This is a genomic window from Bradyrhizobium hipponense (assembly GCF_008123965.1).
Lineage (GTDB): Bacteria > Pseudomonadota > Alphaproteobacteria > Rhizobiales > Xanthobacteraceae > Bradyrhizobium > Bradyrhizobium hipponense.
The window spans coordinates 20,707-34,082 of the sequence record NZ_VSTH01000111.1 but is presented as its reverse complement, the minus strand read 5'-3'; the positions used below and the strand labels follow the sequence as shown (position 1 = coordinate 34,082).

At 65.7% G+C, this 13,376-nt stretch carries 13 protein-coding genes; 5 read left to right on the top strand and 8 right to left on the bottom strand.

The features are described 5' to 3' along the window. Positions 1 to 242: 242 nt before the first annotated feature. From FXV83_RS29865 to FXV83_RS29845, 5 genes are all read right to left on the bottom strand, one after another. Positions 243 to 869 carry a hypothetical protein gene (locus FXV83_RS29865; RefSeq protein WP_148743175.1) on the bottom strand — a complete coding sequence of 209 codons (627 nt, stop codon included), beginning with the start codon at positions 867 to 869 and terminating at the stop codon, positions 243 to 245. 57 nt (positions 870 to 926) lie between these two features. Further along, the gene (locus FXV83_RS29860; protein WP_148743174.1) at positions 927 to 1,766 is read right to left on the bottom strand and encodes a shikimate dehydrogenase; all 840 of its coding nucleotides are present in this window, start codon (positions 1,764 to 1,766) and stop codon (positions 927 to 929) included. Positions 1,767 to 2,086: 320 nt separating this feature from the next. After that, positions 2,087 to 4,135 carry an elongation factor G gene (locus FXV83_RS29855; protein WP_148743173.1) on the bottom strand — a complete coding sequence of 683 codons (2,049 nt, stop codon included), beginning with the start codon at positions 4,133 to 4,135 and terminating at the stop codon, positions 2,087 to 2,089. A gap of 206 nt (positions 4,136 to 4,341) precedes the next feature. After that, positions 4,342 to 4,821, bottom strand: coding sequence for a DUF992 domain-containing protein (locus FXV83_RS29850; RefSeq protein WP_148743172.1), 480 nt, complete (start codon positions 4,819 to 4,821; stop codon positions 4,342 to 4,344). A gap of 363 nt (positions 4,822 to 5,184) precedes the next feature. Further along, positions 5,185 to 6,387 (bottom strand): pyridoxal phosphate-dependent aminotransferase, encoded by a 1,203-nt coding sequence (locus tag FXV83_RS29845; protein WP_148743171.1) that lies wholly within the window; start codon positions 6,385 to 6,387, stop codon positions 5,185 to 5,187. Positions 6,388 to 7,029: 642 nt separating this feature from the next. Between FXV83_RS29845 and FXV83_RS29840 the strand changes: the two genes are divergently transcribed. From FXV83_RS29840 to FXV83_RS29825, 5 genes are all read left to right on the top strand, one after another. Further along, complete coding sequence (locus FXV83_RS29840; protein ID WP_148743170.1) at positions 7,030 to 7,680, top strand: glutathione S-transferase family protein; 651 nt, start codon at positions 7,030 to 7,032, stop codon at positions 7,678 to 7,680. A 156-nt stretch (positions 7,681 to 7,836) separates the two neighbouring features. Then, positions 7,837 to 8,013, top strand: a complete 177-nt coding sequence (locus FXV83_RS43140) for a hypothetical protein (RefSeq protein ID WP_187436259.1) — start codon at positions 7,837 to 7,839, stop codon at positions 8,011 to 8,013. 73 nt (positions 8,014 to 8,086) lie between these two features. Next, positions 8,087 to 8,242, top strand: coding sequence for a hypothetical protein (locus tag FXV83_RS29835; protein ID WP_148743169.1), 156 nt, complete (start codon positions 8,087 to 8,089; stop codon positions 8,240 to 8,242). A gap of 128 nt (positions 8,243 to 8,370) precedes the next feature. Continuing rightward, entirely contained in the window at positions 8,371 to 9,183 is an 813-nt protein-coding gene (locus FXV83_RS29830; RefSeq protein WP_148743168.1) for a PAS domain-containing protein, read from the top strand. 163 nt (positions 9,184 to 9,346) lie between these two features. Beyond that, positions 9,347 to 9,802 carry a GNAT family N-acetyltransferase gene (locus FXV83_RS29825; protein WP_148743167.1) on the top strand — a complete coding sequence of 152 codons (456 nt, stop codon included), beginning with the start codon at positions 9,347 to 9,349 and terminating at the stop codon, positions 9,800 to 9,802. Positions 9,803 to 10,068: 266 nt separating this feature from the next. Here FXV83_RS29825 and hmuQ read toward each other — a convergent pair whose 3' ends face one another. The 3 genes from hmuQ to FXV83_RS29810 form a co-directional block, all read right to left on the bottom strand. After that, complete coding sequence (hmuQ, locus tag FXV83_RS29820; protein WP_008544592.1) at positions 10,069 to 10,392, bottom strand: heme-degrading protein HmuQ; 324 nt, start codon at positions 10,390 to 10,392, stop codon at positions 10,069 to 10,071. Between the two features lie 147 nt (positions 10,393 to 10,539). After that, positions 10,540 to 11,760 carry a DUF1501 domain-containing protein gene (locus FXV83_RS29815; RefSeq protein ID WP_148743166.1) on the bottom strand — a complete coding sequence of 407 codons (1,221 nt, stop codon included), beginning with the start codon at positions 11,758 to 11,760 and terminating at the stop codon, positions 10,540 to 10,542. Continuing rightward, positions 11,757 to 13,322 (bottom strand): DUF1800 domain-containing protein, encoded by a 1,566-nt coding sequence (locus FXV83_RS29810; RefSeq protein WP_148743165.1) that lies wholly within the window; start codon positions 13,320 to 13,322, stop codon positions 11,757 to 11,759. Before FXV83_RS29810 ends, FXV83_RS29815 begins: the two co-directional genes overlap by 4 nt. Between the last annotated feature and the right edge of the window lie 54 nt (positions 13,323 to 13,376).

The following is a 13,376-nucleotide window of genomic DNA, read 5'->3' as shown; positions in this document are numbered from 1 at the left end:
GCGCTAATACAAGGGTGGGCCAAGCGGAGCGTGCCCACCACTTTGCGTGGCTTGCGGATCGATGGTGGGCACGGCGCAAGTGCGCCTTTGCCCACCCTACGATTTTGAGACGCTCGAAACCTCCGCAATCTCAATCGTCGTCCCGGACAAGCGCAGCTCCCGATAATGGGCAGCGTTGTCGCGAGCCTGTCCGAGACGACCACTGAAATTGTTGCGACAGTTGCACACCAAATTCGCCCGCATCACATCGGCGGCGTCAGGCCGTCGCGGCCGACGCTGACGCGATCGGCTTCGAGTGAGCCGTCCGGCAGCGGCTTGACGAAGGCGATGACCTTGGCGCCGGTCTTGAGGTCGGATTTGTCGCCGGGCACGAAAGTCACCACCGGCGTGTTGTCGGCGACGAACACCTTCTTCTCGCCGTCCTTGTACTTGACGAGCAGGGTGTGGCCGTCATTGCCGACCACGCTGTCGGCGACGGTGGCATTGGTCATGCTGGAGTTCGGCTTCAAATCATAGGGCCGCGAGCCTTCGCCGGTGCCCCGCATGCTCTCCGGAAATACGTGGACCTCGACGGCGTTCTCGCCGCCGCCCGGGCCCGGCACGGTGGTCGCACCGATGAACGAACCCGGCTTGATGTCGGCAAGCGAAGTCTTCGCAATACCGGACACGCGTATGTCGGGCGCGATGCGGAGCTTGACGTCTTCGCCGCTGCGCGACTTGACCTGCATCGTGTCGCTATCGACGGTTTCGATCGTGCCGCGCACGCGCGTCGGCACCGGCGCCCTTTGCGCGAAGGCATAGAGGGTCGAGACGGCCACCATCGCGACGGCGATCAGTGGACGTGTGAAAGTTGCACGTTGAACAGACATGACGGTCTCCGGATTGTCCTCACGGAGGGAGAACTCCGGAGACCCAGCGCTATTCTTTCAAGATTTTGTGAGATCGGCCTCGACCAGCGCGCGCAGTTCCGCCGTCACCTGGGGGCGCTCGCCGAACCACAGCTCGAAGCCGCGCACCGCCTGGTGCAAGAGCATGCCGAGCCCATCGGCGATCTGCAGTCCGCGCGCCGTTGCGGCTGCAAGCAGCGGCGTGATCAGGGGAACATAAACGAGATCGGCGACGACGGACGCTTGCGGCAGGTGCGCCACGTCGACATCGAGTGGAGGCTGGCCGTGCATGCCAAGCGCGGTCGTGTTCACGAGAAGTTTTGCGCGCGGCAGCACGTCATTGATCCCGTCCCACGTCATGGGCTGCACGTTCGACCCGAACTGTCTTGCCAGCGCTTCGGCCCGGGCAATCGTACGGTTGGCGAGATGCACCCGTCCAATGCCGCGCTCGAGCAGGCCGAACACGACCGCACGCGAGGAGCCGCCCGCCCCCAGCACCAGCGCCTCTTCGGCCCGATCCCAGCCGGGCGCGCTGGCGTCGAGATTGTTGATGAAGCCCTCGACGTCGGTGTTGGTCGAGCGCAGCTCACCAGCCTCGAACCACAGCGTGTTGGCGGCGCCCACGGCCTGTGCGCGCGCATCGGGCGTCGACAGCGCGAGCACGGCTTCCTTGTGCGGGATGGTGACATTGGCGCCGACGAAGCCGCGCAGCGACAGCCGCAGCACGAAATCGCGTAAGTCGTCGGGCGGCACCGCCTCGATGACATAACCGCCGGCGATCCCAAGGGTGCGCAGCCAGTAATGATGAATCAGCGGCGAGCGCGAATGCGCCGCCGGCCATCCGATCAGGCAGGCTGCGGGAGCCTTGGTCACGGTCATGCTTGCCTCGGGGTGTTGTCGAGGCGATCCATTTCGCGTCCCGGCGGCTCTGTCAAGCGCGCGAGCGCCGCAGAGAGACGGCTACCATCGCCCCAGCCCTCACTGCGCGATGATCTCGCGATATTTCGCGCGCGGCGGACGGCGGGCGACGCCCCGGTGATGAAGCGCTATTGCTTGGAGCGGAGGACCAATCGACTTGAAAGCCCGTCTAGCGCATTCGACTCACAAATCAGACCGCATTCGCGGAGACTGCCCCTCACCCCACCCTCTCCCCGTGAGAACGGGGCGAGGGAGGGAGAGAGTGGCGCCTCCCTTACAGCTCACGCTGCGACGCGATGCGCGGCGATGATCTGGTCAGCGGCGCGGCCGGTCACTTCGGCCATGTGGTCGAACTGGCGGGTGAAGCTGCCGCTGCCGGCCGTGGCCGAACGCACCTCGACGATGAGTTCGCCGATCTCGGCTTCCGGCATCAAGGCGCGGACGCAATCCCAGCCGCTCCAGCCGTCGCGGGTATCGAAGCCGAGGATCTGGCCGCGCCGCGCCGACAGGATCGCGTTGACCTTGGCGGTGGCATCGGTCGGGCAGACGATCTCGACCACATGGATCGGCTCCAGCAGCACCGGCTGGCATTGCGGCAGGCCTTCATTGAGCCCGATCCGCGCCGCCGTACGGAAGGCGAGATCGGAGGAATCGACGCTGTGATAGGAGCCGTCGGTCAGCGTCACCTCCACATCGGTGACCGGGAAACCGAGCGGACCGCGCGTCAATCCGTCGATGACGCCTTCTTCCACCGCCGGGATATAGTTGCGCGGCACCGCGCCGCCGACCACCTTTTCGGCAAACTTGAAACCATCGCCGCGCGGCAGCGGCCTGATGTCGAGCACGACGTCGCCGAACTGGCCGTGGCCGCCGGACTGCTTCTTGTGACGGCCGCGCTGGACGATCGGCTTGCGGATGGTCTCCTGATAGCCGATCGCGGGCGGATGCGAGGTGACCTTGACGCCGAAGCGGTCGCGCAATCGCTCGCTGGCGACGCGCAAATGCATCTCGCCCTGCCCCCAGAGTACCGTGTCGTGGGTCTTTGCATTCTGGACCACGACAAGCGACGGATCCTCCTCGTGCAGGCGCGCCAGCGCTTGGCCGAGCTTGACGTCGTCCTTGCGATCGGGGGCCGCGATCGAGATCGCGAGCACCGGCGGCGTCGGCTCGAGAGCGGCGAGCGCGGCCGGCGGGGTCTTGCCGCTCGACACCGTGTCGCCGGTCTTGATCGGATCGAGCTTGCCGAGCGCCACCGTGTCGCCGGCTTCCGCCGAAGCACGCTTGCTGTCGTAGGCGCCGTTGACGGCGAGGATGCCGGAGATGCGGCTGGTGCCGCCGGACGATGATTGCAGCGTCGCGCCGTCGTCGAGATGGCCGGCGAGCAGCCGCGTCAGCGACAGCTTTCCGCCGTGCTGCGAATGCAGCGTCTTGAAGACAAAGCCAAGCGCGTCCTTGCTTTTGGGTACGCCGAGGCGCTTTGCGGTCTCGGCAATGCCGGGCGCCTCGTGACGCAGCGCCTTCATCAGGCGCAGCACGCCGTTTTCGCGCGCGGCCGCGCCGAGCAGCACCGGACAGATCAGCCCTTCGCGCAGCTCGCGGGCGAGGTCGTCGAACACGGCATCGCGCGGCGGCTGGATGTCTTCGAGCAATTGCTCCATCAGCGCGTCGTCGTGGTCGGCGAGCTTCTCCAGCATCGAGAAGCGGGCCTCCTTCTCGCGGTCGACATCGCCGCCTTGGAGCGCGATCACCTCGGAGGCCTTGTGCTCGCGATAGACAAAGGCGCGCTCCAGCGCGAGATCGACAAAGCCCTCGATCAACTCGTCCTTCCAGATCGGAATCTGGCGCAGCACCAGCGGCACGCGCGAGGCCGGCTGGAGCGTTGCGAGCGTCTCGCGGATGCGCTTGTTGGCGCGGTCGATCTTGTTGAGGAACAGGAAACGGGGGATCTTCAGCTCCTCCAGCTCGCGCAGGATGATCTGAAGCTGCGGCAGCTTCTTCTCGTCGGCCTCGCAGACCACGACCGCGGCATCGACCGCGGGCAGCGCGGCGCGCATGTCGTGGGCGAACTCGACGGAACCCGGACAATCGAGGAAGGTGTAGCTGTCACCCATGAAACTCGTGGTGGCGGCGGTCAGCCCGACGGTCATCTTGTGATCACGGGCCTCTGGCGTGGCGTCGCCGACCGAGGTTCCGGCGTCGACGCTGCCGGCGCGCGGGATTGCGCCCGTTCGCGCCAGTATTGCTTCAAGAAGTGTGGTTTTACCGCTTTGGAAAGGGCCCACCAGCGCAATGCACTGTGGACCTCGGGGACTTCTGACGTCTTGTCCCATTCGCCGCCTCCTTGGTATGGAGCTCGGCCCATGATTGGGTCGGCAGCAACGGATGCTCTGCCGGTGCCTGAGGTTTGGCAAGCATCAAACGTCGCTGCGGTGCGTCCTCAGTAAGTCTTGATGGTTGAGATTGGGTTCGACCTCGATCCGGGCGTTTCCACCTTTTCCCGGGCGGGGAGAGGTGAAGAGGGCGCTTCCCCCGAATCTCAACGACCCGGACGGAGTTCCAGGCTCTCCAGACCGGCAGCGACGTTGAGGCCAACCTGGCCCTGCACGCTGAGCGGCTGGAGCGCGATGGAATTGTTGGAGCCGCCGACCAGCACGTTGCCGCCGAGGCCGACGCCGACCGAGGCGCTGCCTTGCGCACCCGCATAGGTGCCCGAGAGGTCGCCCGGTCCGAGCCGGTCGACCGGCGCGAACACGCCCCAGGCGAGCGCGGTCTCCTGGGTGATGCCGATGTCGAGGCCGACCTTGCGGATCGTCGCGACATAACGGTCATCGGGTACGCCGTTGACGCGCAGCACGCAGCCGAGATTGGTCACCGATCCCACCACGAAGCCGACGCTGGCACCGCCGCGGCATTCGAGCACGCCGACCTGGACACTCCGCTGCTGTGCGCTGCCGCCGGCAACCGACGCAACAAGACTCGCGGCGGCGAGCCCGGCGAGGAGGAATGAACGGCGCATGAATGTCTCCGGCGATGAAAGCGATGCGAGCAGAGAGGCACGCCCTACCCGTGGCGGCCGATGGTCTATGCCACAAGAGTGTGGGGGGCACCAGATCGCGCGCAGCAAATTGGTGCGTTGTCTTCCCTTCTCCCCTTGTGGGAGAAGGTGGCATAGGCGGCCTTCGGGCGCCGTTCTTAAGAACGCCGAAGCGAAGCTTCGGCTATGGCGCCGGATGAGGGGTTCTCTCCGCAACTTGACTGGCGGAAGGACTCGCGGAGAGAACCCCTCACCCGGCTCGCCGCTTCGCGGCGATCCACCCTCTCCCACAAGGGGAGAGGGGTGCATCGTGTGCGGTGCTAGGACAGGTTCGTTGTTACGCGCTCAGCGCAGATTGCCGCAGAAGCGCTGGATGCGCTTGCAGGCATCTTCGAGGTCGGAGGTGGCGGTTGCATAGGAGATGCGGAAGGCCGGGCCGAGGCCGAAGGCCGAACCCTGCACCACGGCGACGCCTTCGGTCTCCAGCAGCTCGGTGACGAACTCCTCGTCGTTGCTGATCACCTTGCCCGATGGCGCGGTCTTGCCGATCGTGCCGGCGCAGGACGGATAGACGTAGAACGCGCCTTCCGGCCGCGGGCACTCGATGCCCTTGGCCTGGTTCAGCATGGAGACGACGAGGTCGCGGCGCTCCTTGAACACCTTGTTGTTGGCAGGAATGAAGTCCTGCGGGCCGCTCAGCGCTTCCACCGCCGCCCACTGCGAGATCGAGCTCGGGTTCGAGGTGGACTGCGATTGGATCGTCGCCATCGCCTTGATGAGCTGGGCCGGGCCGCCGGCATAACCGATGCGCCAGCCGGTCATGCAATAGGCCTTGGAGACGCCGTTCACGGTGAGCGTGCGGTCGTAGAGTTTCGGCTCGACCTGCGCCACCGTGGTGAACTGGAAATCGTCATAGACGAGGTGTTCGTACATGTCGTCGGTCATGACCCAGACGTGCGGATGCCTGACCAAGACGTCGGTGAGCGCCTTCAGCTCGGCGCGCGTATAGGCCGCGCCGGTCGGGTTCGACGGCGAGCACAGGATCACCCATTTGGTCTTGGGCGTGATCGCGCGCTCGAGCGCCTCGGCCTGGAGCTTGAAGCCGGTTGCGGCGGTGCAGACCACCGGCACCGGCTCGCCGCCGGCGAGCGCCACCATCTCGGGATAGCTGACCCAGTAGGGCGCGGGGATGATCACCTCGTCGCCCGGATTGATGGTCGCCATCAGCGCGTTGTAAAGCACCTGCTTGCCGCCGGTGCCGACGATGATCTGGTTCGGCTTGTAGGCGACGCCGTTCTCGCGCTGAAACTTCGCGATGATCGCTTCCTTAAGCTCGGGGATGCCGTCGACCGCGGTGTACTTGGTCTTGCCGGCCTCGATGGCATGGATCGCCGCGAGCTTGATGTTGGCGGGCGTGTCGAAGTCCGGCTCGCCGGCGCCGAGGCCGATGACGTTGCGGCCCGCCGCTTTCAGCGCGCGTGCTTTGTCCGTGACCGCGATGGTCGCGGACGGCTTCACACGGTCGAGCGCAGCAGCAAGGAAGGACATCATCATCTCCTGGCGAGCGTCGTGAACCCTTGAGGCCTTCACGACTCTGATTGTGGGAATGAACCACCCTAAAACGTGCGCCGCTGCATCGCAAGAAACTTCGGCCCGATCCCGGAAAAGTTTACGAAAACGAGCGTTTCGCGGCACGATTCCACGCAATATTCCGAAACTTTGCCGACGGAATCCCTCATATCCGGCATGGCCTGTCCTCGGAGCAATTTTGCGTGCTCGACCCTACGGAGGTCGTCTTGCCCGGGCTTGTCCCGCCTGCGCGGCCGAAGCCGCTTCTGCGAGGCGAAGGCCCGGGCATCCACGTTCTTTGTGCCGTGTGGCAAGACGTGGATGGCCGGGACAAGCCCGGCCATGACGATGCGGAAGCATTGGCGCCCTAACTCGATCGGCTACGCGATTGGCCGCTCTGCTTCACGATCTTGCGGAGCAATGCGTCCGCGTCCTAACGCAAGCGTGATCTGAATTGCATCGCGTTACGAAAATGATCTTCCGCGGCGTTGCAGTGCGGTAGGGTTTTCGAGTTTTTCTATGGACCGGCTCTTGCGGCGGATTCGCAACCGCATCATTGTTTAGCCGCGCTGCGGGGCAACAAGCACCGCGCCTTTCCCGTCGTTCGGAATCATTCTCAGAATGTACAAGCTCTATTCGATGCAACGCTCCGGCAACAGCTACAAGGTCCGCCTGGCGCTGGCGCTGCTGAACTTGCCTTACGAAGCGGTCGAGGTGGACATTCTGCGCGGCGAGAGCCGCACGCCGGATTTTCTGGCGAAGAACCCGTCCGGCCAGGTGCCGTTGCTCGAGGTCGGCGCCGACCGCTACCTCGCGGAATCCAACGCCATCCTCTGGTATGTCGCCGTCGGCACACCGCTCGCGCCGGAGAACCGGATCGAACGCGCCGAGGCGCTGCAATGGATGTTCTTCGAGCAGCACGCGCTCGAGCCGAACATCGGCGCGGCCTATTTCTGGCTGTCGCTGGTGAGGGGGGGCCGCGACCTCCAGACCCATTCGCTGGAGGACTGGATGGAGCGCGGATATGGCGCACTCCAGGTGATGGAAAATCACCTCAGGACCAACGCCTATTTCGCCGCGCGCCAGCTCACGGTCGCCGACATCGCGCTCTACGGCTACACCCATCTCGCCGACCGCTGCGACTTCGACCTCTCGACTTTCCCGGCGATCCGGGACTGGCTGAAGCGCGTCGAAGCGGCGCCCGGCTTCGTGCCGATGGACTGGCGGCCTGCCGATGTCGACGATCCCGCCAGCATCGCGGCGGGCGCCTGACCGCCAAAGGCTGCTCCGGCGGATAGCGGGCATAACGTCCACCTTTGCCGCAATCCCGCCTTTTTTGGCGCGGCGGCCGCCGCAATATTGCCGGTTGAGACTGGGAAATTGTGGAAAGTCGCGGGTGATTCGCCCGCACGTTGAAGGATTTAGACCATGATTCGGGCGTCCGGCACGGCCGGCTTTCAGGGCCGGCCCGCCACCGTCGCGTCTTCCCGGTTGACCCATGCAGTGGCGGCCTCGCTCGCCGTCGCTGCGCTGTCGTTGTGTCTGATCGTCACCCTGACGGTGCTATCGACCAAGGCGACCATGGCGATGGGCCTGCCGGTCTGATCCCCGTTTCATCCTTGACCAACCTTCAAGGCGCCGCCCGGCCCGTGCCGACCGGCATCGCGACAGGACGTCGATGAAATCGCCTGTGGTAGTCGTTGCCATCACCCTGACTGCGGCCATCCTGGTCGCGGCGTCGCTGTTGATTTTCACCGGGATGCGCAAGAGCCCGGGGACGTCGACGCTGAACGCGCCCCTGCAACAACGCGTGAAGCACGCGCACTTGGTCTAAAATCATCCGAAAGCTTTGCGAGCCTGCGCAAGTTCGCCTTAAGCGCATCGCACGAAATCGCATCGCGTTGGCGCAACAATCAGTCAATGTTGCGTCCTTACCTCGTTCGGGAGCAGCGAGACAGGCCCATGCGGCTCGGATGGCGTGCCATCTCCGGTCCGGCGCTGACGGCAGCGATCGCGCTGCTGGCGGTCCTGCTCGACCGCCATCTGCCCGTCCCCTCGCCCGCGCCGCTATTCGTATGCATCGTCGCCGTTGCAGGCTCGCTGTCGGGCTTCGCCTCCGCGATGATGAGCGCGGCCATCGCGGTGATCGGCGCGGCGGTGTTCTTCCTCAGCCATCGCGCCGGACCCGGCTACGCCGCGGCCGACCTGGTCCCGCTCGCCCTGCTTGCGATCACGGCCGCCGCCACCGCCGCCATCACGGGGTTGATCCGCGAGCGCCTGATCAGCGCATTTGCCTCCGAGCGCCGCAACCACGCCACCGCCGCGCGACTGTCGGCCGCGCTCGACCAAGTCGATATCGGCATTGTGCTGCTCGATGCCGAGACGCGCGCTGAGTTCATCAACCGTGCGTTCCGCGATTATTTTGCGCTGCCCGACGAGATGGCCGAGGACAAGCCGCCCTTCATCGCGCTGATGTATCACGGCCGCGACACCGGCGCGTTCGAACTGCCGGAGGACGAGCTCGGCACCTTCATCGCGCAGCGCATGGAGATGGTGCGGATCGGCGATACCACGCCGATCAACATCAACTTGCGGAATGGCGAGGTGCTGCGCTTCGTCTGTGCCGCGCTGCCCGACGGCGGACGCATGCTGAGCTACACGCCGGTCACCGACCTCGTCCGCCACACCGATGCGCCGTCCCGCGCCGACTACTACCGCTCGCTGCGCGATCCCACCGGCCGCAGGCTGATGCGCTATCTGCGTGTTGCGGAGTGATGCGACGGCGGTGTGCGTGCTTACATAACTTGTTGCCGCGATCCGGGTGAGGAGCAGGGCGCGCCATTGCCATGATTGAATGTCCATCCGTGTCATAAGACAAATTGATCTATGCGCCCCTCATCACGTATGAAGGACGCTTCATCGATCGCGGGAAGTTCACATGTCGCTCACCGTTCGCGCCGTCACCAAGCAGGACTACGAACAATGGCTGCCGCTATGGGACGGCTATAACGCCTTCTACGGCCGCTCCGGCCCGACCGCGCTTGCGCCCGAAATCACGCGCGTGACCTGGCAGCGCTTCTTCGATGCCTATGAACCGGTGCATGCGCTGGCAGCAGAAAGCGAAGGCCGCCTGCTTGGACTGACGCACTACCTGTTCCATCGCAGCACCACGGCGATCGAGCCGTCATGCTATCTGCAAGACCTGTTCACCGCCGAGGCGGCACGCGGCAAGGGCGTCGGCTCGGCGCTGATCCATGGCGTGTACGAGCGAGCCAAGAGCGTCGGCGCGCCGCGCGTCTATTGGCAGACGCACGAGACCAACGTCACCGCGCAGAGCCTGTACGACAAGGTCGCGGAACGCTCCGGCTTCATCGTCTACCGCAAGATCTTCTGATCCCGGACCTCGGAGCTTGTGGATAACTCTGCCTGTCACCAGCGCGTAACACTCCAGGGCTAGGTTGCGGCTGCGTCTGATCAGGCCCCCCGTCACCGATCAAGCGCCCCAAAGCGGTCCCCGTCAGTCGCCGCGTCTGACAGGGGCCGCATTTTTTTGCCCGCAGCTTCCTTGTCAGCGACCGCTACGTCACGCCGCACAACGAGGACGTGGTCGAGAAGCTCCAGTCCGGATCACCAAAGGCTGATGTTTTGGAGCGCAGCGCACTACTTCGCGCCGCGTCCCACGGTCTGCATCACCTCAAAACCTTCGAATTGGGGATGGCCAAGATAAAGCGGCTTGTTGTCGCCGGCCTTGTGATGCGCGGCACGAAATGCCTCAGACTTGGTCCAGGCCTCGAATGCGGCGTGGTTCGCCCACACGGTGTGCGAAGCATACAGCGTGTGATCCTCGAGCTCGGGCCCCCGCAGCAGGTGGAATTCGACGAAGCCCGGCACCTTGTCCAGATGCGTGTCGCGCGACAGCCAGACCTGCTCGAAGGCGGCTTCAGAGCCCTTGGCGACGCGAAAGCGGTTCATGGCGATGTACATGCGGGTGGTCTCCTGCGGCTGCGCTCATCATGTCGTCATTCCGGGGCGCGCCGCAAGGCGCGAGCCCGGAATCCATTTCGCTACAGAACCAGCGGAGGGATGGATTCCGGACTCGCGCTGACGCGCGCCCCGGAATGACAGTTTTGGTTAGACAACCAGCCCCTTCATCGGCCGCGCGCTGGCGCTGTCGGGAAACACCGTCTCGGCCAGCACGCGATCGGACAGACCGAACTGGGCCTGCAGCACGCCCTTGATCACGGAACGCAGATCGGTGGTGGGCTTGAGGTCGCGGCCCTCATAGAGATTGGCGGGCTTGAGGCCTGGCCAATCGGAAATTACACGGCCGCCCTTCACGGCGCCGCCGGCGAGCAGCGCGACGGTGGCTGTGCCGTGATCGGTGCCGTCGGTGCCGTTGATGCGCGCGGTGCGGCCGAACTCGGTGGCGACGACGACGACGGTATCGCGCCAGCGGTCGCCGAGACCGCTTTCGAATTCGGCGAGCGCGCTGTCGAGACCGCCGAGCAAAAACGCCAGGCGCCCGACCGGACCGCCTTCATTGGCATGCGTGTCCCAGCCGTCGAATGCAAGCGCCGCGATGCGCGGGCCGTCATCGGCCGCCATCAGCTTGGCGGCGCCGCGCGCGACCTGCCGCATCTGCGCGACCGCATTGCCGCCTTTCGGCTTCATGTCGTCGCCGCTCGCGGCTTTCTCGAGCTGAAGGCCCTGCGACAAGGCCGAGGCCAGCATGGGATCGCGATGGCGGTAGAGATCGGCCAGCCGCATCGCGGTGTCGTCATCGGCTTGCGGCAGCGCCACCAGCGCCCAACCGACGGTTGGAGCATTACCGCGCAGCACCAGCGGCGTGGTCGGGCCGACGGCAAGAGCGCTCGACACACGCTCGCCGCGCGGCAGCGCTTCGAGCGCGCGGTTGAGCCAGCCGGACTGCACGCGGCCCGGCCCGGCATAGCCGCTTTCGAGCACGTCCTGGCCGTCGAAATGCGAGCGGTCGCGATAGGGTGTCGCCACCGCGTGGATCACCGCGGCATGCCTGTCGCGGTACATGCGCGCAAATTCCGGCATCGCCGGATGCAGCGCAAAGAAAGAGTCGAGCATGATCGCGGGATGCGCGCCGTCCGCTGCGAGCGCGATCGAGCCGTGCAGGCCGGCATAATCGGGGTCACTGAGCGGCGCGACGGTGGAGAGTCCGTCGAGCGCGCCGCGCAGGATCACCACGATCAATCGGGGATCGCGCCCGTCAGCCGCGCGCGCGAATTTCGGCATATAGGCCCACGCCGCGAAGGAGACGCCGCCGAGCAGGAGGCCGCGGCGCGAGGTGAGGAGCCGGTTCTCGCAGCAATCCATCGTCATCTCCTCTGCATTTCCGGCGACATCAACAGCAGCGCCAGCGCCTGCTGGCGCGACTCCGCGCGCTCGATGGTCCGCCGCGTTTCGATCGAGGCCGCGTCGGCAGCTGCGAATTCCAAGAGGTCGAGCGGATCGATGTTGTTGCCGAGCCGCGCGCCCATTTGTGCCGCGATGTCGAGCCGGAGCTTGATGCCTTCGGGCGCGGCCCAGGCGGCGTTGGTATCGGGGAAACCGTTGGGTCCGGCCGGGGACCACAGGGGCTGGCCGAGCAGATTGAGATTGTTGAGATAGCTGCCGGGATCCTCCGGCACGCGCGCCAGCAGCCGGCCGCTGGCGACCAGGAAATCATAAGGCGAGCGCATCTTCGTCAGCGGCGCCTGCCACGCCTCGTTGGAATCGACCAGCGCGGTTGCAAGCGCCTTGAGCTCGCCGTCGGTCTTGACGAAGACCTCGCGCAGCCGCGCCACCAGGGCCTGAGGCGGATCGTCGGCGACGAAGTGACGAACGAATTTGGTGGCGATGAAGTTCGCCGTCGAGGGATGGCGCGCAATGTCGGCGAGCGCGGTCTCGCCCTGCGCCAAGCCTGTCGCCGCATAAGTCTTGCCGAGCAGAAGCTGCGGCCCGGGCTGGTGCGCATTGGCGTTGAACACGAAGGAGCCGGGTGTGCCCAGCTGCCCCTGTCGGCCGGCAAAGCTCCAGCCGGTGATGATGCGCGCGAGCGAGGTGACGTCCTCCTGGGTATAGCCGCCGCCGACGCCGAGCGTATGCAGCTCCATGATCTCGCGCGCGAGATTCTCGTTCAGCCCGCGCTTGCGGTTCTGGCCCGCGCGCGAGTCCGGCCCGAGCGATTGCTGGTTGTCGAGAAAGAAGAGCATCGCCGGATGCTGCTCCACTGCTTTCAGCATGTCGGCGAAGCGCCCGAGCACGTGCGGCCTGATCGCCTCGCGCTCGAACGCACCGGCCCACATCCGCGCCAGCTCGCCCTTGCTGGCGGAGATGCAGAAATGGTTGGACCAGAACACGACGAGGCGCTCGGTGAAGCCGCACTCGACCAGCGTCGCGCGCTGCAACCGCGCCAGCGCCTCGGCGCGGAAGGTTTTCTGGATCACATTCAGCGGCTGCGGTGCGGGTTTTGCGGCGGGCGGCGCGGAGGCGCTCGGCTGCATGCTCTCCGGCTTCATCGCATTGTCGGCCGGTTTCGCCTCGGCCATTTGGCCGGCGATCTCGGTCGTCACCATGTTGAGCGAGAGATTGCGACGCAATTTGTTGTCGGACTTCGAATCGCTAGGTGTCTGCGGCGGCGCTTCAGCGGGCGTGCCGGCTTTCGCCGCGGCCTCGCGCGCCTGCTTGACCTGCTCCTGATAGGCGAACGCCGCCTGCCCGAGCTGCGGCGTCGATTGCATGCCGGGCGCTTCCAGCAGCACGCCGCTCGGACGGTTCAGTTCCGCCTTGACGAAACCGCGCGGGTCGGAGGCCGCGTTGATGAGATCGCCGGACGCGCCGCCGCGGGCGCCAAAGCCGAAGCGGTTCAGCGCAACCAGGGCGGCTTGCGAATCGCGGGCCATCGATTTGTCCTTCGCACCGTCGTGAAGCGCTTTGCGTGGCTACGCACGTCGCAT